The organism is Mesorhizobium norvegicum, from assembly GCF_004919685.1.
Classification (GTDB): domain Bacteria; phylum Pseudomonadota; class Alphaproteobacteria; order Rhizobiales; family Rhizobiaceae; genus Mesorhizobium; species Mesorhizobium norvegicum.
The window spans coordinates 22,020-42,173 of sequence record NZ_SMYZ01000086.1 but is presented as its reverse complement, the minus strand read 5'-3'; the positions used below and the strand labels follow the sequence as shown (position 1 = coordinate 42,173).

General features: G+C 63.1%; 17 protein-coding genes. 10 read left to right on the top strand and 7 right to left on the bottom strand.

The window, feature by feature from the left end; all coding sequences use genetic code 11:
* The first annotated feature begins 171 nt into the window (after positions 1–171).
* Together FCU66_RS32140 and FCU66_RS32135 are read left to right on the top strand one after the other, a co-directional pair.
* A complete protein-coding gene (locus FCU66_RS32140; RefSeq protein WP_136617794.1) occupies positions 172–1,074 on the top strand; it encodes a LysR substrate-binding domain-containing protein in 903 nt (300 codons plus the stop codon).
* Between the two features lie 207 nt (positions 1,075–1,281).
* Positions 1,282–2,739, top strand: coding sequence for an NCS1 family nucleobase:cation symporter-1 (locus FCU66_RS32135; protein ID WP_136617795.1), 1,458 nt, complete (start codon positions 1,282–1,284; stop codon positions 2,737–2,739).
* Positions 2,740–2,898: 159 nt separating this feature from the next.
* Here the strand turns inward: FCU66_RS32135 and FCU66_RS32130 are convergent, their stop codons facing one another.
* From FCU66_RS32130 to tpiA, 5 genes are all read right to left on the bottom strand, one after another.
* A complete protein-coding gene (locus FCU66_RS32130) occupies positions 2,899–3,438 on the bottom strand; it encodes a DUF1697 domain-containing protein (RefSeq protein ID WP_136617796.1) in 540 nt (179 codons plus the stop codon).
* 17 nt (positions 3,439–3,455) lie between these two features.
* The gene (locus FCU66_RS32125) at positions 3,456–5,093 is read right to left on the bottom strand and encodes a CTP synthase (RefSeq protein WP_013531733.1); all 1,638 of its coding nucleotides are present in this window, start codon (positions 5,091–5,093) and stop codon (positions 3,456–3,458) included.
* A 137-nt stretch (positions 5,094–5,230) separates the two neighbouring features.
* Positions 5,231–6,355: a L,D-transpeptidase gene (locus FCU66_RS32120; RefSeq protein WP_136617797.1), complete on the bottom strand. Its 1,125-nt coding sequence runs from the start codon at positions 6,353–6,355 to the stop codon at positions 5,231–5,233.
* Positions 6,356–6,566: 211 nt separating this feature from the next.
* On the bottom strand, positions 6,567–7,040 hold the full coding sequence (secG, locus tag FCU66_RS32115) for a preprotein translocase subunit SecG (RefSeq protein WP_136617798.1): 474 nt from the start codon (positions 7,038–7,040) through the stop codon (positions 6,567–6,569).
* A gap of 170 nt (positions 7,041–7,210) precedes the next feature.
* On the bottom strand, positions 7,211–7,978 hold the full coding sequence (gene tpiA / locus FCU66_RS32110; RefSeq protein WP_136617799.1) for a triose-phosphate isomerase: 768 nt from the start codon (positions 7,976–7,978) through the stop codon (positions 7,211–7,213).
* 144 nt (positions 7,979–8,122) lie between these two features.
* On the opposite strand from tpiA, the gene FCU66_RS32105 reads away from it, so the two are divergent.
* Genes FCU66_RS32105 through FCU66_RS32085 form a run of 5 tightly spaced genes read left to right on the top strand, consistent with a single transcriptional unit; the run spans position 8,123 to position 13,528 of the window.
* Entirely contained in the window at positions 8,123–10,015 is a 1,893-nt protein-coding gene (locus tag FCU66_RS32105) for a SurA N-terminal domain-containing protein (RefSeq protein ID WP_136617800.1), read from the top strand.
* Positions 10,012–11,022 carry an anthranilate phosphoribosyltransferase gene (gene trpD / locus FCU66_RS32100; protein WP_136617801.1) on the top strand — a complete coding sequence of 337 codons (1,011 nt, stop codon included), beginning with the start codon at positions 10,012–10,014 and terminating at the stop codon, positions 11,020–11,022. Before FCU66_RS32105 ends, trpD begins: the two co-directional genes overlap by 4 nt.
* Before the next feature lie 3 nt (positions 11,023–11,025).
* Positions 11,026–11,838, top strand: a complete 813-nt coding sequence (gene trpC, locus FCU66_RS32095) for an indole-3-glycerol phosphate synthase TrpC (protein ID WP_136617802.1) — start codon at positions 11,026–11,028, stop codon at positions 11,836–11,838.
* Positions 11,839–11,840: 2 nt separating this feature from the next.
* Positions 11,841–12,323, top strand: a complete 483-nt coding sequence (moaC, locus tag FCU66_RS32090; protein WP_136617803.1) for a cyclic pyranopterin monophosphate synthase MoaC — start codon at positions 11,841–11,843, stop codon at positions 12,321–12,323.
* Complete coding sequence (locus FCU66_RS32085) at positions 12,323–13,528, top strand: molybdopterin molybdotransferase MoeA (protein WP_136617804.1); 1,206 nt, start codon at positions 12,323–12,325, stop codon at positions 13,526–13,528. The genes moaC and FCU66_RS32085 overlap by 1 nt, the downstream gene beginning before the upstream one ends.
* Positions 13,529–13,577: 49 nt before the next feature.
* Here the strand turns inward: FCU66_RS32085 and FCU66_RS32080 are convergent, their stop codons facing one another.
* Complete coding sequence (locus FCU66_RS32080) at positions 13,578–14,408, bottom strand: alpha/beta hydrolase (protein ID WP_136617805.1); 831 nt, start codon at positions 14,406–14,408, stop codon at positions 13,578–13,580.
* 313 nt (positions 14,409–14,721) lie between these two features.
* On the opposite strand from FCU66_RS32080, the gene FCU66_RS32075 reads away from it, so the two are divergent.
* From FCU66_RS32075 to kynU, 3 genes are all read left to right on the top strand, one after another.
* The gene (locus tag FCU66_RS32075; RefSeq protein WP_136617806.1) at positions 14,722–16,347 is read left to right on the top strand and encodes an AMP-binding protein; all 1,626 of its coding nucleotides are present in this window, start codon (positions 14,722–14,724) and stop codon (positions 16,345–16,347) included.
* Complete coding sequence (kynA, locus tag FCU66_RS32070; protein ID WP_013531744.1) at positions 16,344–17,180, top strand: tryptophan 2,3-dioxygenase; 837 nt, start codon at positions 16,344–16,346, stop codon at positions 17,178–17,180. The genes FCU66_RS32075 and kynA overlap by 4 nt, the downstream gene beginning before the upstream one ends.
* 82 nt (positions 17,181–17,262) lie before the next feature.
* On the top strand, positions 17,263–18,510 hold the full coding sequence (gene kynU / locus FCU66_RS32065) for a kynureninase (RefSeq protein WP_136617807.1): 1,248 nt from the start codon (positions 17,263–17,265) through the stop codon (positions 18,508–18,510).
* Positions 18,511–18,618: 108 nt separating this feature from the next.
* On the opposite strand, the gene FCU66_RS32060 is transcribed toward kynU, so the two are convergent.
* A complete protein-coding gene (locus tag FCU66_RS32060) occupies positions 18,619–19,752 on the bottom strand; it encodes an IS481 family transposase (RefSeq protein WP_136617830.1) in 1,134 nt (377 codons plus the stop codon).
* Between the last annotated feature and the right edge of the window lie 402 nt (positions 19,753–20,154).

Genomic DNA, 20,154 nt, shown 5'->3' with positions numbered 1-20,154 from the left:
CAAGCCGATCTCCGCCGTTGGTGGTATGGTGCCGGTGTCCCGAATAGTCCTTTTCTTGAGACGACTTAGTTGCTCTTGCCTTTTGGGTATCCCCTAATGGGGCAGGCGATCAAACGCCAATTCTGTCCATGTCGATTGACAAAAACTCAATCGACAATTCATGATCGGCCAATGGCCCTACCCTCACTCAACGGCATGCGCGCTTTCGAGGCCGCCGCTCGCCTCGGCAGCGTCAAGGACGCAGCGGAAGAGTTGCATCTGACGCCCTCGGCTGTCAGCCGCCACATCCGTGCGCTTGAAAGGAATCTCGGCCAGGACCTGTTCGAACGCGGCTTTCGCCAGATAACGCCGACCATTCGCGGCTCCTACTATGCGCGCAGCCTCTCCGAAGCGTTCGAGGCCATCTGGCGCGCCACTGACGATGTCAGCCTCGCCGATGGTCCAACCCATAGCAGGACCCAGCGTGTCCGGGTCCTGTGCGTCCCGGCCGTCCTGAACCTTTGGCTGGCGGACCGGTTGCCGAACTTTCGCAAGCTGCATCCGGCGGTGGAGCTGGAGATCTCGACCTCAGGCAAGCGCGCCAACTTCGATTTGGCAATTGTCGACGAGTTCGTCTACAAGGCCGGCCCGGCGTTGACGCTGATGATCCCGCTGGTTCTGACGCCGGTCTGCGCACCCTCACTGCTCGAAGGGCCGGTGCCACTGCGATCGCCGGCCGATCTCGTCAATCATCATCTGATCCATGAGTGCGAGAGCACGAGATGGAAGCGTTGGCTGGAGCAGGAAGGCGTTTTGGACACGACGCCGAAATCCAGTACGACGCTGGATGACTGCACGCTGATCATGCGCGAGGCGATCAATGGCGCCGGAATAGCGCTTGCCGACACGATGATGGCCCAGGATTTTCTGCAGCAAGGCAAACTTGTCGCGCCGTTTCAGGCCCGTCATACTTATCCGGCCGGCATCTACCTGCATCAGCGCCGCAGCATCGGCAACAAGCCGGGCACCGGCCTGTTTCAGGACTGGCTGTTGTCGGAAGTCGAGGACCATAAGCGGGTGATGGCCATCACTTAGGTTGCCGCTATTACCGAAATTCGAATCACCCGACCGGTGGCATTCAACAGCGGCCCACCATTGCGACCCCTCGATAATCGGGGTTCGCATTGAATATCTTTAAGCCCAAAGCCGGCAAATGGATCGGTTGCCGGTTCCCCAGCGTCAGGCTTAACCTGCACGGTCATCGCGTGGAGGCGCGTGGCCAATCAAGGGGAGGATATTGCAGTGACCATAGAAGGCGCATCGCCTGACCTGTACAACGAGGATCTGGCTCCGGCCAAGGTTCGAAACTGGGGGCCGTTTTCGATCTTCAACGTCTGGACGTCGGACGTCCATAGCTTGTGGGGCTATTATCTCGCCGCCAGCCTGTTCCTGTTCTGCGGCGGCTTCGTCAATTTCATCATCGCCATCGGCATCGGCTCGCTGATCATCTACGTGCTGATGAACATGGTCGGCTATGCCGGCGTGAAGACCGGCGTGCCCTACCCCGTGCTGGCGCGCGCTTCCTTTGGCATATGGGGCGCCAACATACCGGCACTGGTGCGTGCTATCGTCGCCTGCTTCTGGTATGGCGCACAGACGGCCGCCGCCTCAGGCGCCATCATGGCGCTGCTGATCCGCTCGCAATGGTTCGCCGACTTCAACGCCAACACACATTTCCTCGGCCATTCCGGGCTGGAAGTAATCTGCTTCGTCGTCATCTGGGCGCTGCAGCTGCTGATCATCCAGCGTGGCATGGAAACCGTGCGCCGGTTCCAGGATTGGGCGGGGCCCGCCGTCTGGGTGATGATGCTGCTCCTGGCCATCTATCTCTGCGTCAAATCGGGGAGCTTTGCCTTTACCAGCGACATTCCGATGGATGTGCTCCTGGAGAAGACCAAGGATGCCGGCGTGCCGGGCACGCCGGGCTCGTGGACAGCGCTGTTTGCGGTGGCCGCGATCTGGGTGACCTATTTCTCGGCGCTCTATCTCAACTTCTGTGATTTCGCGCGCTATGCGCCCGACCAGGCGTCGCTGCGGAAAGGCAACATCTGGGGCCTGCCGGTCAACCTCATCCTGTTCTCGCTGGTCGCCGGCGTCACCACCATTGCCGCCTACGACGTCTATCACGAAGTGTTGCTGCACCCCGACCAGATCTCGGCCAAGTTCGACAGCTGGTTCCTGGCGGCGCTCGCTGCCTTGACCTTCGCGGTTGCGACGCTGGGCATCAATGTCGTTGCGAACTTCGTGTCTCCGGCCTTCGATTTCTCCAACGTCTTCCCGCGTCAGATCGATTTCAAGAAGGGTGGCTACATCGCGGCCGTGATCGCGCTGCTGCTCTACCCTTTCGCGCCGTGGGACGGCGGCGCCGCGCATTTCGTCAATATCATCGGCGCGACGATGGGACCGATCTTCGGCGTCATGATGGTCGATTACTACCTGATCCGCAAAGGCGAGGTCGACGTCGAGGCGCTGTATCGCGAGGATGGCGAGTTCCGCTTCCAGGGCGGCTGGCACGTCAATGCCTTCATCGCCGCCAGCATCGGCGCGACCTTCTCGTCGATCCTGCCCAACTTCACCAACTGGCTGCCGTCGTGGTGGGGCGTCTATGGCTGGTTCTTCGGCGTGGCGATCGGCGGCATCATCTACTACGTGCTGCGCACCGCCGCCCTCGGCGCTGGAGCGAAGACGGCAAAGGCTTGACGCACTTTTCCCTTCTCCCCTTGTGGGAGAAGGTGGATCGGCGCGCAGCGCCGAGACGGTTGAGGGGTGCGTGACGGAATGCCGTCGATGCCAAGCTGGAACACCCCTCATCCGTCGCCTTCGGCGACACCTTCTCCCACAGGGGGAGAAGGGAAGACCCTATCCGTCCACCATCTCGGCCAGTCTGCGCACCGTGTTCCAGTTGCGCGAAGTGCCGGTGCCCATGCGCTTGTGGTTCATCGCCGCAAGCAGCCGCGAACTTGGCCTCGCGCGCGAAAAGACGACCCAGATGTCGCCGCCGACCGAAGTCACTTTCTCGTCCTTGTCGGCATAGGCCTGGAGCCTCGTCACGGCCTCCATGGGCGCTGGCGCGCGCATCACGCGTACGGCCACCTGATCGCCCGCCTCGGCGGATTCGGCCGGGAACGGATTGGCCGCGGCAAGCTTCAGCCAGTCCTCGGCACCACGCACGATGATATCGACATGGCGGCCGAAGGTCTTTTCGAAGGCTGCTTCCAGCCGCTGTTCCAGATCGGCGATATCAGTCGCCCGCGCCTCGAAGACCAAATTGCCTGTCGCCACCAGCGTGCGCGGGTTCTTCAGCCCGAGTTGTTCCGCCATGGCCTTGAGATCGGCCATGACGAGCCGTCGCCCCTCACTCAGGATGATGCTGTAAAGCAGCGCGACATAGGTCTGCATTACCGCCAGCCTGGTTGCTACACCAGCCGGCTCTGCTCCACCGCCGCCTCGATGAAGCTGGCGAACAGCGGATGCGGGTCGAGCGGCCGGCTTTTCAATTCCGGGTGATACTGCACGCCGATGAACCAGGGGTGGTCGGGGTACTCGACCGTTTCGGGCAGCACGCCGTCGGGCGACATGCCGGCAAACACCAGGCCGCAATCCTCGAGCCGCTCCTTGTAGTCGACATTGACCTCGTAGCGGTGGCGATGGCGCTCGGAAATCTGCGTGTCGCCATAGATCTCGGCAATCTTGGAGCCCTTGGCGAGCTCGGCCTGATAGGCGCCGAGCCGCATCGTGCCGCCGAGGTCGCCGGTTTCCCGGCGCTTCTCCAGCATGTTGCCTTTCAGCCATTCGGTCATCAGGCCGACGACCGGTTCCTCGGTCGGACCGAACTCGGTCGAGGATGCATGCTCGACGCCGGCCAGCGACCGCGCCGCCTCGATGCAGGCCATCTGCATACCGAAGCAAATGCCGAAATACGGCACCTTGCGCTCACGCGCGAACTTCGCCGCCAGGATCTTGCCTTCGGAGCCGCGCTCGCCAAAGCCGCCGGGAACCAGGATGCCATGCACCTTTTCCAGCCAGGGCGTAGGATCCTCCTTTTCGAAGATCTCCGATTCGATCCAGTCGAGCTTGACCTTGACGTGGTTGGCCAGGCCGCCATGCGAGAGCGCCTCGATCAGCGATTTGTAGGCATCCTTGAGGCCGGTATATTTGCCGACCACGGCGATGGTGACCTCGCCTTCGGGATTGTGGATGCGGTTGGACACCGCCTGCCAGGGCTCCATGCGCGGCTTTGGCGCCGGATCGATACCGAAGGCGGCCAGCACTTCCGAATCGAGCCCTTCCTTGTGATAGGCCATCGGCACATCGTAGATATGCGGCACGTCGAGCGCCTGGATCACGGCACTTTCGCGCACATTGCAGAACAGCGACAGTTTTCTGCGCTCTTCCTTGGGGATGGCGCGGTCGGCGCGGACCAGCAGGATGTCGGGCGCGATGCCGATGCCGCGCAGCTCCTTGACCGAATGCTGGGTCGGCTTGGTCTTCAGCTCGCCCGCCGTCGGGATGTAGGGCATCAGCGTCAGATGGACGTAGACGGCGTTGTTGCGTGGCAGGTCGTTGCCGAGCTGACGTATAGCTTCCAGGAACGGCATCGCCTCGATGTCGCCGACCGTGCCGCCGATCTCGCACAGCACGAAATCATAGTCGTCATTGCCGTTGAGGACGAAATTCTTGATCTCGTCGGTGACGTGCGGAATGACTTGCACCGTGGCGCCGAGATAATCGCCGCGCCGCTCGCGCTCGATGATGTTCTTGTAGATGCGGCCGGTGGTGATGTTGTCCTGCTGATTGGCGGAGCGGCCTGTGAAGCGCTCGTAATGGCCAAGATCAAGATCGGTTTCCGCACCATCGTCGGTGACGAAAACCTCGCCATGCTGGTACGGCGACATCGTTCCCGGATCGACATTGAGGTAAGGATCGAGTTTTTTAATGCGTGCGCGATAACCTCGCGCCTGCAGGAGAGCCCCAAGGGCCGCTGCGGCTATGCCTTTTCCAAGTGAGGAAACCACGCCGCCTGTGATGAATACATATCGCGCCATGGGAGTCATCGCTTAACGCGGCCGGATTGATTCCGCCAGAGAAAAAACCACCGCGAAGGTTTTTTCCCAAGAAGGCGCTTGGGTCGTGAACAGGGCAAAACAAAAGGGCCGGCTGAGCCGGCCCTTTCGGCAGGATGACGAAAACGTCAGATGATGACGACCTTGGTGCCAACCCTGACGCGGCTGTAAAGGTCCATCACGTGCTCGTTGATCATGCGGAAGCAGCCATTCGAGGCGCTGGTTCCGATCGACTGCGGTGCGATGGTGCCGTGGATGCGCAGATGCGTGTCCTTCTTGCCGTCATAGAGATAGATGGCGCGCGCGCCGAGCGGATTCTGACCACCGCCGGGCATGCCGTCCTTGTACTGGCCGTAATGCTTCGGCTCGCGCTTCTGCATGTCCAGCGTCGGGATCCAGCGCGGCCATTCCTGCTTGTCGCCGACCGCAACCGTGCCCTTGAACTGCAGGCCTTCGCGGCCGACCGCAATGGCATAGCGCCTCGCGGTGGAGGACGATTCGACGAGGTAGAGGCGCCGCGCGCTGGTGTCGATGACGATGGTGCCGGCATCGTAACCGGTAAACTCCACGTCCTGCGGCACGAATTCCGGCTTCACCTTGAACTGCTTCTTGGCTTCCTTCTTGGCGAGAGCCTGGTCGAGAGCCCGTGTCTCGGGAAGATATGAGATCGACGACCCGGACGAGGTGCCGCCGAAGAGACCGGCGAACAGACCGCCGCTGCTCGGCTGCTTCTGGCCGATGACCTCGCTGCGCAGCTCGCCATTGTTGCCGGTCAAGGCGACGTTCATCGCCTCCGCCGGAAGCGGCTCGGCCGACTGGATCGGCGCAATCGGTTCGATTGGCTCGATGATCTTGGCCGCCTGCTTCTTGGCCGGCTTGGCATCGGCCACCTCGGTTGCCGGCGTGCTCTTGCCCCTCTTGGCCAGGAACGCCTGCCGTTCCGCGTCGGCCTTGGCCTTGGCCGCCTCGCGCATCGCCAGTTTCCTGGCTTCGAGCGCCTTGGCTTTGGCGGCTTCCTTGTCGGCAACGATCTTGGCCTCGATCTTCTTGATCTGGGCGAGGTCGTCCGGCGTCGGGTTTTTCTTCTTCTTGAGAAGCTTCAATTGCGACGCATCACTCTTGACGGCGACATTGATGGCGCCGGTTTTCTCAACTGAAGGTGCGGCCATATTTGCCGGCGCGCCGGCGAAGGCTGGGGAACTCATGCCGAGTGCGGCGCAAAGTCCCAGGAAAATGAAGCTGCGAAGCTGCATGGCGAAGATCCGATCGTTCTATGCTTGTTGCCCACGGCGTCGCCCAGCGCCCCCCAAGGGCGCCGGAAATGCCGCGCGCAATCTATAGTCGAATAAGCGCGGACGCCTCAAGCGTGAGGTCGTGCCTCACCCAGTCGAATCTTGGTGATTTTGCTGCATTTGCCGCGACTGTGTTCAAACGACCACAGATCGTGGCTTCAGGCGCCGAAGACTACTGGTTCGGGACCTGCGGGGTCGCCGGCGCGGCGGGAGCGGCGCCATTGGTTGCCGGCGGCGTCGAACCAGCGGCAGGCGCCGTGGCCGGGGCAGCCGCCGGAGCCGCGGCGTCGTTGCCGGATGGCGGCGTCGGCGTGGCGTTGCCGGCGGGCGCCGGGGTGGTCGTGCCGGGCAATTGGTTGAGCACGCCCTTGCCTGCCGCACCATCGGATGTCGCCGGCACACGGTCGAGGATGTCTATCGGCTTCTCGCCGTAGCGGGCAACGATCGACAGTGTCAGCGACGTGGCGAAGAAGGCAGCCGCCAGGATCGCCGTCGCACGCGTCAGCGCATTGGCAGCACCACGCGCGGTCATGAAGCCGGATCCGCCACCGATGCCGAGGCCACCGCCTTCGGAACGCTGCAGCAGCACCACGCCGACAAGGGCGAGCACGACCATGAGATGGATGACGATCAGTACGGTTTCCATAGTTTATCCTGGCAAGGCCTTGCCCGGCCGCGGACACGACCGGTGAATTGGAGGCGGCTCAATACAATGCTTTGACGGCATTTCCAAGCCCGTGGCCGGAATATGGGAAGCAACCCGCCCTTTGCAACGATTTCCGGCACCGGAAGCCCTGTCCAGCGGGGCGAATGTCTTCAACCGATATTGCGATAAGCCTCGGCGATGGCGAGAAAATCAGCCGCTTTCAGGCTGGCGCCACCGACCAGGGCGCCGTCGACATTCCTGACGCCGAGCAGTTCGACCGCGTTGGAGGGCTTGACCGAGCCACCATAGAGAATGCGCACTTTCGCCGCGACGCTGCCGAGCTTTTCCGAAAGCTTTTCGCGGATATGTGCGTGTGCTTCGGCCACATCGGCGGCGGTCGGCGTCAGGCCGGTGCCGATCGCCCATACCGGCTCATAGGCAATGATGGTGTTGGACGAGGTGGCGCTTGGCGGCACCGAGCCGTCGACCTGCCGCGACAGCACGTCGAGCGTCGCGCCCGCCTCACGCTGCTGCTGCGTCTCGCCAATGCAAATGATGGCCACAAGCCCGGCACGCCAGGCGGCGGATGCCTTGGCCTGGACCGTTGCGTCATCCTCGCCCCGTTGCTCGCGGCATTCGGAATGGCCGACAATGACATGGCTCGCGCCGGCATCTTTCAGCATTTCCGCCGAGATGCAGCCGGTGTAGGCGCCGCTCTCCTTGGTGTGGCAATCCTCACCGCCGGCATGGACCGGCGTGCGCGACAGGATCTCCGCGGCGTGGGCAAGCAGGGTCGCGGGAACGCAAACCAGCGCTTCGGTCTCCGCATCGAGTCCGCTCATGAAACCGTTGCCGATCATCCTGAGTTCGTTGAGCGAGGCACTGGTGCCGTTCATTTTCCAGTTGCCGGCGACGAGCGGGCGAATTCCTGGTGTCATGGGTTTGCTCCTCCGGGCGATATCGGGCTCTGGCCCTCACTACCAAAATCAGGCCACAAAGCAATCGACAGTGGACCGGAAGGGCGCTATTGCGCTTGTTTCAGACTCGGCGCATGCGAAAATGCGCATAAATCGGAAGTAAAAATGCTTGGTATATTGAGAAGCGCGGCAGGCACCTGGGTCGCGAAGGGGCTGTTGGTGTTGCTGGTGCTCAGCTTTTTGGTCTGGGGCATTTCCGGACGGCTGATGGGCGGTTTCGCCGGCCACGATTCGGTTATAACCGCTGGCGGCACCAAAGTGTCGATCAACGAATACCGTCTCGCCTATGATCGCCAGCTCGCCGTCATGTCGCAGCAGTTCGGCCAGCGTCTCAGCCACGAACAGGCAAAGGCGCTCGGCGTCGATAACCAGGTGCTGGCTCAGCTCGTCTCGGGTGCCGTTCTTGACGAACAGGCGCGCAAACTGGGCCTCGGACTTTCCAAGGACCGGCTGGCCGAGCTGACGCGCGAAGACCCGGCCTTCAAGGGCCCAGGCGGTCAGTTCGACCGCAGAACATTCGAATACATGCTGCGCCAGGTTGGCATGCGGCCCGAGGATTATCTGAAGAACCGTGCCCAGGTGGCGGTGCGCCAGCAGATCGTCGAGGCGGTCTCGGATGGCCTCAAGGCTCCGGACACTTTCTTCAAGGCAGTTGCGCTCTATCGCGGCGAAGACCGCACCATCGACTATTTGACGCTGCCCAAGGCATTGGTCGAGCCGATCCAGGCGCCGTCCGACAGCGTGCTTTCGGCCTATTTCGAAGCAAACAAGAAGACATACGCGGCGCCCGAATACCGCAAATTCTCCTATGTCCGCCTCGAACCGGTCGACATCATGGACACGACCGCCGTCACCGACAGCCAGGTCAGCGATGACTACAACAAGAACAAGGCGCGCTACACCACGCCGGAACTGCGCACCATCGAGCAGCTTGTGTTCAAGACGCCGGATGCGGCCAAAGCAGCGCTCGATTCGCTCAAGGCCGGCGCCACTTTCGACAAGCTCGTCACGGCGGAAGGCAAGACCCCGGCCGATACGCTGCTCGGCACGCTGGCCAAGGACAAGATCGCCGACAAGGCGGTCGCCGACGCGGCCTTCGCGCTCAATGCCAATGAAGTCAGCCAGGTCGTGCAGGGCGCCTTCGGCCCGGTGCTGCTGCGCGTCACCGAAATCAAGCCCGAGGTGGTGAAGCCGCTGACCGAGGTGTCCGACCAGATTCGCAAGGACCTGGCGCTGGGCGAGGCAAGCCGCATCCTTCTGGACGTGCGTGACAGCTATGAAGATACCCGCGCCGCCGGCAGTTCGCTGGCCGACGCCGCCACCAAGCTGAAGCTGAAGCTCATCACCATCGACGCCATCGATCGCAGCGGATTGCGGCCTGACGCAAGCATCGTCAAGGACCTGCCGCAATCGCCGGAGCTGATCAAGGCTGTCTTCGACGCCGAACCCGGCACGGAGAACGAAGCTTTGACCACGGCAGACAATGGTTTTGTCTTCTACGAGGTGGCTTCTGTCACGCCGGCTCGCGACCGCACGCTGGACGAGGTTCGTCAGAAAGCCGTCGCCGACTGGACGGCAGCCGAGACCACCAAGCGGCTCGCCGCCAAGGCTGACGAGCTTGAAAAGCGGCTCAAGGCCGGTGCCACGCTCGACGTCATTGCCGGTGAACTCAAGCTGGAGAAGCAGACCAAGCGCGGCGTCAAGCGCGAGGCCGACGATGTCGATTTCGGCAAGGAGGGCGCGGCAGCGATGTTCGGCGTCGGCGAAGGCGGCACCGGCTTGATCCCCTCGCCCACCGGCGACGGCCAGATCCTGTACAAGGTCGCCGAAGTGTTCGAGCCCGCCGGGGCCGATGCCAGTTCGGTGCCGGACGATGCGCAGAAATCCTTCACCTCCGGCATGTCGGATGATCTGCTCGATCAGCTGGTGGCGCAGTTGCAGACGCAGTACGACGTTCGCATCGATCAGGCCGCCATTGCCCAAGCCTCGACAAGATGAGCGCGCTGAAAATCCATATCGCCAAGGTCGCGACCGGCAGCGCGCTTTCCTTCGAGGAAGCGCGCGAGGCCTTCGACATCATCATGTCGGGTGACGCCACACCCGGCCAGATCGGCGGCTTCCTGATGGCGCTGCGCGTGCGCGGCGAGACGGTGAGCGAGATTTCCGGCGCCGTCGCCACCATGCGCGCCAAGATGCTGCGCGTCGACGCGCCGGACGGCGCTATCGATATCGTCGGCACCGGCGGCGACAATTCCCACAGCGTCAACATTTCCACGGCATCGGCGTTCGTCATCGCCGGCAGCGGTGTGCCGGTTGCCAAGCACGGCAATCGTGGCCTGTCGTCGCTGACAGGAGCCGCCGACGTGCTGGTTGCGCTCGGCGTCAAGATCGACATCTCGCCCGAATTCATCGGCCGCTGCATCCATGAGGCGGGCGTCGGTTTCATGTTCGCGCCCGCGCACCATCCGGCGATGAAGCATGTCGGTCCGACCCGCGTCGAACTCGGCACCCGCACCATCTTCAATCTGCTCGGGCCTCTTTCCAATCCGGCCGGCGTCAAGCGGCAGATGGTCGGTGTGTTCCTGCCGGAATGGATCCTGCCGGTGGCCGAGACGCTGAAGGCGCTGGGCGCCGAGCATGCCTGGGTTGCCCATGGCGATGGCTATGACGAGATCACCACCACCGGCGAGACGCAGGTCGCCGAACTGATCGGCGGCGAGATCCGCAGCTTCACGCTAACCCCTGAAGCGGTTGGGCTGGCACGCCACACCAAGGACGAATTGCGCGGCGGTGACGCGGCCTACAACGCCACGGCATTGCGCGATATGCTGGGCGGCGCTGCCGGCGCCTATCGGGACACCGTGCTGATGAATGCCGGCGCCGGCCTGGTGGTGGCGGGCAAAGCGACGACGCTTGGTGACGGCATCGCGCTCGCCGCGCAAGCCATCGACAGCGGCCGGGCCCAGCAAGTGCTCGACAGGCTGGTCGAGATTTCGAACGGATAAAACGTGTCTGACATTCTTCGCAAGATCGAGGCCTACAAGCGCGACGAGATCGCGGCGGCAAAGGCACGCATGCCGCTGGCCGAAATCAAGGCGCGGGCAAAAGATGCCGACGCACCGCGCGGCTTTCTCGCCGCACTCGAGGCGAAGCACAGATCGGGCGGTTTCGCCCTGATCGCCGAAATCAAGAAGGCGAGCCCGTCCAAGGGGCTGATCCGGGTCGATTTCGATCCACCGGCACTGGCGCAGGCCTATGAGAAAGGCGGCGCCGCCTGTCTTTCGGTGCTGACCGATGCACCGTCCTTCCAGGGCGCGCCGGAATTTCTCACCAAGGCACGTGCGGCCGTCGCCCTGCCCGCACTGCGCAAGGACTTTCTGTTCGATCCCTATCAGGTCTATGAAGCGCGCGCCTGGGGCGCGGACGCCATCCTGATCATCATGGCCAGTGTCGATGATGCCCTGGCGAGCGAATTGGAAGCGACGGCATTCGAACTCGGCATGGATGCGCTGATCGAGGTGCATGACGAGGCAGAGACGCTGCGTGCGGTAAAACTGTCGTCGCAGCTGATCGGCATCAACAACCGCAATCTGAGAACGTTCGAAACCAGCCTTAAGACCTCGGAGCGGCTGGCGCCGATGGTGCCGGGCGGCCGCCTGCTGGTCAGCGAGAGCGGTATTTTCACCCATGACGACTGCCTCAGGATGCAGAAGACCGGCATCGACACCTTCCTTGTCGGCGAGAGCCTGATGCGGCAACAGGACGTCACCACGGCCACGCGCCTGCTTTTGACGGGCAAGGTATCGGCCGAGGCCGTCTGACGATGACATCGGCCCTCACCCATCTCGGCGCACAGGGCGAGGCCAACATGGTCGATGTCGGCGACAAGGCGGAGACGACGCGCACGGCGATCGCCGAGGGTTTTGTCGCGATGCAGCCCGAGACCCTGACCATGATCCTCGCCGGCAATGCCAAAAAAGGTGACGTGCTCGGCACCGCGCGCATCGCCGGCATCATGGCGGCGAAGAAGACCCATGAGCTGATTCCGCTCTGCCATCCGCTGCTGCTCACCAAGGTTTCCGTCGACATCGAGCCTGACCATGCCCTGCCCGGCTTGAAGGTCACCGCGCTTGCGCGTGTCACCGGCAAGACCGGCGTCGAGATGGAAGCTTTGACGGCCGCCTCCGTCGCCTGCCTGACCATCTACGACATGGCCAAGGCGGTGGATCGTGCCATGGTCATCTCCGGCATCCGGCTGGTCGAAAAGACCGGCGGCAAGTCGGGCGACTACAAGGCGAATTCCTAATGGCGCTGGTTCCGGTCGCGGAGGCGCTCGAGCGCCTGCTGGAAGGCGCTGCGCCGCTGGCCAGCGAAAGCGTTCCGCTCTTCGAGGCCGTGGATCGCGTGCTGGCGGAACCGGTCGTCGCACTTCGCACCCAACCGCCCTTCAACGCTTCTGCCATGGATGGTTATGCGGTGCGTGCCGCCGATGTGGCGCCGGTGCCGTCACGGCTTTCGGTGATCGGCATGGCACCGGCTGGACGTGGCTTTGACGGAACGGTCGGCAAGGCACAGGCGGTGCGCATCTTCACCGGCGCGCCGCTGCCCGAAGGCGCAGACACCATCGTCATCCAGGAGAATGTCAGGGATCTCGGCGGCGGCGACATCGAAGTGACCGAACCCACCGCCGAAGGGCGCAACATTCGTCGCATCGGGCTCGACTTTTCGAAAGGCGACGTGCTGCTGGAAAAAGGCCGCGTGCTCGATCCGGCGGCGCTGTCGCTGGCGGCGTCGGCCAACCACCCCCGGGTTAGCGTGGTGAAACGGCCGCTGGTCGCCATCATCGCCACCGGCGACGAATTGTTGCCACCCGGCAGCGAACTCGGGCCGGACCAGATCATTTCGTCCAATGCCTATGGTGTTGCCGCCACCGCACAGTCAGTTGGCGCCCGCGCGCTGGATCTCGGCATTGCCGCCGATCGCAAGGAGGCCATCGCCGCGCTGGTCAGGCAAGCGGTCGCGGCCGGCGCGGATGTCATCGTGACGCTTGGTGGCGCTTCGGTCGGCGACCACGACCTGATCCATGATGTGCTGACCGGCGAAGGCATGACGCTCGGCTTCTGGAAGATCGCCATGCGCCCGGGCAAGCCGCTGATGTTCGGCCGCCTCGGCGATATCAGGTGCATCGGCCTGCCCGGCAACCCGGTGGCAAGCCTGGTCTGCTCGCAGCTGTTCCTGAAGCCGCTGCTGGCGCGGCTCGGCGGCCGCGATCATCGCCAGGACATACGCCCGGCGCGATTGGGCGCCGCAATGCAGGCCAATGACCTACGCCAGGACTATGTGCGGGCCGTGATCAGGGAAGATGACGGCGCGCTGGTGGCGACGCCCTTCGGCATCCAGGATTCCTCGATGCTGAGAATGCTGGCCGACGCCAACGGGCTGATCGTGCGGGCGCCGTTTGCCCGAGCAGCAGCCGCGGGCGAGGCTTGCAGCGTGCTTATGCTGCGCTGAATAACTGTCAGTCAAGCCTCTGATAAAACGGCGTAAAATGATCTCAGCGCTACTCCGAGATCAAGGTCCGTGTCAGCGGATGCGCCGGATCGGCAAGGCCTTCGACAATGTCGTAGTGATGCCGGTCAGGCTCGACCACGGTGCTGGTGGTGGCGCCAAGGCCGGTCCAGATGTTGGCAAGCAACGCATTCTGGCGCAGGAATTCGGCGCGCTCGCCTCCACCGGCCCAGCAGGTGATGCGGGCGCCATCCATGGGCCGCAGCAGCGCCGGGCTTTCAGCCAGTGCCTCCTGTTCATCGATGACCAGCGCCGTGTTCATGCCGGTGCGCATGAGCGGACGCAGGTCATGCAGGCCCGAAATCGAGACGACATGGCGTATGCGCCGCGCCACATCGGCTGCCAGAGGCGTTGATATGGTCACCATGCGGCTGGCGAGATGGCCGCCGGCGGAATGTCCGGTCAGCATCAGCGGTCCCCCGACCATTGCCGCCGCCTTGCCGATCGCCGTGCCGATTTCGCTGACGATGCCGGCGATGCGTATGTCCGGGCACAGCGTGTAGGACGGCATCGCCACGGCGAAGCCGCTGCCGACCGCGCCATTGGCGAGGTGCGACCAGGTACTCTTGTCGGACTCCAGCCAGTAACCGCCATGGATGAACACCACGAGCCCCTTGGGAGCGGCTTTGGGAAGGAAAAGATCGAACCGATTGCGCGGCCCGTCACCATAGGCGATGTCGAGCCGTGCCCGACCCTCTGCCGAAAGTGCGTTGCGAAACGTTTGCGCGGGTTCCGCCCACGCTGCCGGCCAGCGATCGCTGCCGGCAATGTTCGCGCCGTTGGCATAGGCGCTGTCCCAATCGGCAATGTGACGTTCGAACATCGGCACCCTCCCCCGGAATGGCATCGTTTCTGCGCTAGCAATGGCCACCGCCATGCCGCGCGTCAATGCTCCAGAACAAAAACATTTTAGGCTTGAAACAAATTTCGACTGGTGCGATCCTGCCCTGACGAACAGCCGACAATGGGAGGTCTGCTGTGCTGCCCAAAACCTGCAGATATGCACTCTTTCTGGGGGTATCCCCGAGCAGGTGCGACGGCAGCACGAAGCCTCCTCAAAAGCAGGACCTTTAGATCCACCACATCCGGCCAGGCGCCTCGCGCACTGGCCGTCCAGCAGACGGGATAGCGGCGACATGCTTGGGCCTTCAGCGCATATCGACACGTTCACGCGCGATCACCTGCCGCCGCCAGAGCAATGGCCGGATATCCTGCTCGATGGCTTTGACTATCCCGAACGCCTCAATGCCGGTGTCGAACTGACCGACAGGCTGGTCGAGAAAGGCCTCGGCGACCACACCGCGCTGATCGGCAATGGCCGCCGTCGCACCTACAAGGAACTGTCCGACTGGACGAACAGGCTCGCCCACGCGCTGGTCGAGAATTATGGCGTCAAGCCGGGCAACCGGGTGCTGATCCGTTCGGCCAACAACCCCGCCATGGTCGCCTGCTGGCTGGCTGCCACCAAGGTCGGTGCCGTGGTCGTCAACACCATGCCGATGCTGCGCGCCGGCGAGCTCGCCAAGATCGTCGACAAGGCGGAGATCACCGTCGCGCTCTGCGACACCAGGCTGATGGACGAGATGACCGCCTGCGCCAAGGACAGCGCGTTCCTCAAGCAGGTTATCGGCTTCGACGGCACCGCCAACCATGATGCCGAACTCGATCGTGCCGCTCTCGACAAGTCGGTAACGTTCACCGCCGTCAACACCGGCCGCGACGATGTCGCGCTGCTCGGCTTCACCTCGGGCACGACAGGCGTGCCGAAGGCGACGATGCATTTCCACCGCGACCTCCTGATCATCGCCGACGCCTATGCCCGCGAAATCCTCCAGGTGACGCCTGACGACATCTTCGTCGGCTCGCCGCCGCTGGCCTTCACCTTCGGCCTTGGCGGGCTCGCCATCTTCCCGCTGCGCTTCGGTGCGGCGGCGACGCTGCTGGAGCAGGCGACGCCGCCCAACATGATCCACATCATCGAGACCTACAAAGCGACGATCTCCTTCACCGCGCCGACCGCCTACCGCGCGATGCTGAAGGCCATGGATGAAGGTGCCGACCTGTCATCGCTGCGCGTCGCCGTTTCGGCCGGTGAAACCCTGCCCGCCCCGGTCTTCGAAGAGTGGACGCAAAAGACCGGCAAGCCGATCCTTGACGGCATCGGCGCCACCGAAATGCTGCATATCTTCATCTCCAACCGCTTTGGCGACATGAAGCCTGCGTCGACCGGCAAGCCGGTCGGCGGCTATGAGGCGCGCATCGTCGATGACGAGATGCGCGAACTGCCGCGTGGCGCGACCGGCAGGCTGGCGGTGCGCGGCCCGACCGGCTGCCGCTACATGGCTGATGACAGGCAGAAGGAATACGTGCGCGACGGCTGGAACCTCACCGGTGACACCTTCACGCAGGACGAGGACGGCTTCTTCCATTTCGCCGCGCGCTCCGACGACATGATCGTCAGCGCCGGCTACAACATCGCCGGCCCCGAGGTCGAGGCGGCGCTGCTGTCGCACCCGGACGTCGCCGAATGCGCTGTCATCGGCGCCGAGGATGCCGAGCGCGGCCAGATCGTCGAGGCGCATGTCGTGCTGGTGCAAGGCGTGGCGCCTGACGCGTTGACCACGAAGCGCCTGCAGGACCACGTCAAGGCGACGATCGCCCCTTACAAATATCCACGGTCAGTAAAATTCATCGCCGCTCTGCCCAAGACCCAGACCGGCAAGATCCAGCGCTTCCGGCTGCGCACGGAGAAAATCAATTGAGCGAACCATACGATCCGGCGTCCGAAGGCGCACAGATGTCGTTCAATGAGCGCATGTCCTACAGCGACTATCTGCACCTGGAGAAAGTGCTGGAGGCCCAGACGCCGCTGTCGTCGGCGCATGACGAGATGCTGTTCATCATCCAGCATCAGACCTCCGAACTGTGGATGAAACTCGCTTTGCACGAGATTGGCGCTGCGATCCGTTCGATCCGCGCCGACCGGCTCGAGCCGAGCTTCAAGATGCTGTCGCGCGTCGCGCGCATCTTCGAACAGCTGAACAACGCCTGGGACGTGCTGCGGACAATGACGCCCAGCGAATACACCGAATTCCGCGACGCGCTCGGCCAGTCCTCGGGCTTCCAGTCCTGGCAGTATCGCGCCATCGAGTTCATGGCCGGCAACCGCAACCTCGCAATGCTCGGGCCGCACAAGCACCGGCCGGACCTCAGCGGAAAGCTGGAGGCGATCCTGGCCGAGCCATCGCTCTACGACGAAGCGCTGCTGCTTCTGGCGCGCAACGGATTCGACATCGGCGCCGATGCCAGGCGAACTGACTGGCGTGAGACGCGAACCGAGAATGAAGAGGTCCTTGTCGCCTGGCAGACCATCTACCGCGATCCGCAGCGCTACTGGATGTTCTACGAACTGGCCGAGAAGCTGGTCGACTTCGAGGATTATTTCCGCCGCTGGCGCTTCAACCACGTCACCACGGTCGAGCGCATCATCGGCCTGAAACGCGGCACCGGCGGCACGTCGGGTGCTTCGTATCTGAAGAAGATGCTCGAGGTCGTGCTGTTTCCGGAACTGTGGACGGTGCGCACAAGGCTCTGACATCATCGAAATGAAAACAGGCTCACCGAGGGGACGCGCTGTGGCGGAAAACCCTTCGCGAACAACCGAGGACTGACTGACCATGAGTGGAATTCCCGATCTCGCTGCAATCGAAGCAATGGATGCCACGGATCCGCTGCGTGCCATGCGCGATCGTTTCATTCTGCCGGAGGGGGTGATCTATCTCGACGGCAATTCACTGGGGGCAGCCTCTCATGCCGTTTTCGGCGAACTGCAGCAGGCGGCGACCCAGGAATGGGCCCAGGATCTCATCCGAGCCTGGAATACGGCCGGATGGTTCGAGATGCCGATCGAACTCGGTGACCAGCTCGGACGCCTGATCGGAGCCGCGGCCGGCCAAACCGTCGTCTGCGACACGACGTCGACCAACATCTACAAGGTGTTGCATGCGGCGCTGGAGATGCGGCCGGGCCGGGCGACCATCGTCGCCGAGGGTGACAGTTTTCCCACCGACCTGTACATCGCCGAAGGCGTGGCCTCGACCCGGGATGGCGTCCTGCTGCGCCTCGCGGGCGTCGACGCGCCAACCATCGAAGAGCTGATCGACGAAAGCGTCGCGGTGGTGCTGGTCAACCACGTCAATTACAAATCGGGTGAACTGCGCGACATGGCGGCACTGACGCGCAAGGCTCACGCAGCCGGAGCGCTGATCGTCTGGGATCTCTGCCACACCGCCGGCGCTCTGCCGGTCGAGCTCGACCATGCAAATGCCGATTTCGCCATCGGCTGCACCTACAAGTACCTCAACGGCGGTCCGGGCGCGCCGGCCTTCATCTATGCCGCACAGCGCCACCATGGCGAAATCAGCCAGCCACTCAGCGGCTGGTGGGGGCATGCGCGGCCCTTTGCCTTCGAACGGGGCTATGTTGCCGGCACCGGTATCCGCCGCTTTCTGTGCGGCACGCAGCCGGTCCTGTCGATACGGGCGCTCAAAGGCGCGCTTGCCATCTGGAACGACGTCGACATGGCGGCATTGCGAAAGAAAAGCGTCGCGCTGACCGAACTGTTCATCCAGCTCGTCGAAGCGAAGTGCGGCGCCTATGGTCTCACGCTGGAGACCACCCGCGACGCGGCCAGGCGCGGCAGCCAGGTGTCGTTCCTTCACGATCACGGCTATCAAATCATGCGGGCGCTGATCGAGCGCGGGGTGATCGGTGACTTCCGTGCGCCATCGACCATCCGTTTCGGCTTTACACCGCTCTATGTCGGCTACAAGGATGTGTGGCTGGCGGTTGAGGTGCTGGAAGACATTCTGCGCACGGGTGCATGGAAGGACCAGCGTTTCGCCGTCAAGGAGGCCGTTACCTGACACAGCCGTCTCGACGATCTGTTGTCGCCGGCTCTCCCCCTGGTCGTATTGTTTGGACCGGGGACATCGCGAACAGGTGTGCGAGGACATCGCGAACAGTTTTGTCACTTATCGTCTGCTGAGGTTGAGGTCGACTGTTTCTATTTTCTGATGTCTGAAGAAGGCTTGGAAGACGCCGTCCTTGCCGGTGGGGATGAAGGCCACGGCTTTTCCGCCAAATGCCTTGGAGAGGCGCAGGATGTAGCCGCACAAGGCGACGCGGCCCTCCTTCTGGACCTTTCGAACGATGGCGCCTTGTGGGTAGTCGAAGGCTTCGACGGCTTCGCTGAAAGAGCCCGGCGAGGGTGTGTATCTGTCGAGGGGGACACAGCCCTTGAGGCCATCGTGGGGTCTTTCGGCGTTGTAGAGGTCGCGCCAGGCATCGAAGGCTTTCTGCGCGCGCTCGAGATTTTCGAAGGCAGGTCCGGCCATCGCTTCGGCCTTGAGCGAGCGGTGGAAGCGTTCCTCTTTGCCCAGCGTCTGCGGATGCAGGGGCCTGGAATGGGAGACGGCGACGCCGTGCTCGATCAGCCAGACGGTGAAGCGTGTGAAGTTGCTTCGTCCGCCATCTCCCCACGGCGGACCGTTGTCGAAAGCCATGCGCTGCGGCAGTCCATAGCGGCGAAAGGCGGCAATCAGGTGGGCTTTGACCGTTTCGCCGGTCTCGTTGATGCAAGCCTGCAGCACGACAGAGAAGCGCGAATGGTCGTCGAGCGCGGTCAGCGGATGCAGCCGGCCGCCCTGCTGCAATGCGACATGGCCCTTGAAATCCATCTGCCACAGATCGTTGGGGGCGGCATGCTCGAAGCGCCCGAACGGCTTGGCTCCACCCCCGAGCAAGCCCAGTTCGACGCCGTTGCGGTGCAGGATCCCGGTCACCGTCGAGGGCGCTGGCGAACCGGTTCCCTCGCGCTGCAGGACCTTGGCGATCTTGCGGCCGCCCCAGGCCGGGTGCGCCTGGCGCATGCCAAGAACCGCCGCCTCGACCGTATCCGTGCTGCGCGCCGGGCTCGTCGCCGGGCGACGCGATTGCTCCGCAAGCCCGGCCTCGCCATGAGCGCGATACCGCGCAATCAACTTGTGACCACAGGTGCGGCCGATCCCGAAACGACGACAAAGCGCACTGACGTTGCTGCCATCTTGCACGCCAAGACGCACAAACTCCAACTTCCCATCCATCACGCTGGTGTCCCCAAATGGCATCGCGAACCTCCCGGCGCAAAGCACGCCAAACTGTTCGCGATGTCCTCGCACACCTGTTCGCGATGTCCCCGGTCCAAACACGTATGACCGAGGGACGAATTTCCAGCTCGCGAATGCGTTCGCTGCTGGGTGGCCAGCGCTGGCTGCGATAATTAACCAAGGTTGGCATTTTGGCTTCGTTTCGTTCACGGCAAACGAACGCCCGGAAAGCTGGAATGCCCACCGTCGAGGGACCTATCGGCAGCTCATGCCAAGCCTGAGTTCGGGATGGGCCACAGGCTATTAACCATAACAATTTCAATGCCGGAAAGCGCACCGTGACGGGATGCAGTCGTCGACGAGGCCCGCTTGCAAACGCGGAATAATTTCCGCCACCTTAACAAATTCATTAAACTTTAAACG

Excerpts from the sequence above, each read along its gene's own strand:
- FCU66_RS32140 (WP_136617794.1), top strand. The coding sequence starts at position 172 with ATGGCCCTACCCTCACTCAACGGCATGCGCGCTTTCGAGGCCGCCGCT.
- FCU66_RS32130 (WP_136617796.1), bottom strand. The coding sequence starts at position 3,438 with ATGCAGACCTATGTCGCGCTGCTTTACAGCATCATCCTGAGTGAGGGG.
- FCU66_RS32125 (WP_013531733.1), bottom strand. The coding sequence starts at position 5,093 with ATGACTCCCATGGCGCGATATGTATTCATCACAGGCGGCGTGGTTTCC.
- FCU66_RS32120 (WP_136617797.1), bottom strand. The coding sequence starts at position 6,355 with ATGCAGCTTCGCAGCTTCATTTTCCTGGGACTTTGCGCCGCACTCGGC.
- secG (WP_136617798.1), bottom strand. The coding sequence starts at position 7,040 with ATGGAAACCGTACTGATCGTCATCCATCTCATGGTCGTGCTCGCCCTT.
- tpiA (WP_136617799.1), bottom strand. The coding sequence starts at position 7,978 with ATGACACCAGGAATTCGCCCGCTCGTCGCCGGCAACTGGAAAATGAAC.
- FCU66_RS32105 (WP_136617800.1), top strand. The coding sequence starts at position 8,123 with ATGCTTGGTATATTGAGAAGCGCGGCAGGCACCTGGGTCGCGAAGGGG.
- trpD (WP_136617801.1), top strand. The coding sequence starts at position 10,012 with ATGAGCGCGCTGAAAATCCATATCGCCAAGGTCGCGACCGGCAGCGCG.
- moaC (WP_136617803.1), top strand. The coding sequence starts at position 11,841 with ATGACATCGGCCCTCACCCATCTCGGCGCACAGGGCGAGGCCAACATG.
- FCU66_RS32085 (WP_136617804.1), top strand. The coding sequence starts at position 12,323 with ATGGCGCTGGTTCCGGTCGCGGAGGCGCTCGAGCGCCTGCTGGAAGGC.
- FCU66_RS32080 (WP_136617805.1), bottom strand. The coding sequence starts at position 14,408 with ATGTTCGAACGTCACATTGCCGATTGGGACAGCGCCTATGCCAACGGC.
- FCU66_RS32075 (WP_136617806.1), top strand. The coding sequence starts at position 14,722 with ATGCTTGGGCCTTCAGCGCATATCGACACGTTCACGCGCGATCACCTG.
- kynU (WP_136617807.1), top strand. The coding sequence starts at position 17,263 with ATGAGTGGAATTCCCGATCTCGCTGCAATCGAAGCAATGGATGCCACG.
- FCU66_RS32060 (WP_136617830.1), bottom strand. The coding sequence starts at position 19,752 with ATGCCATTTGGGGACACCAGCGTGATGGATGGGAAGTTGGAGTTTGTG.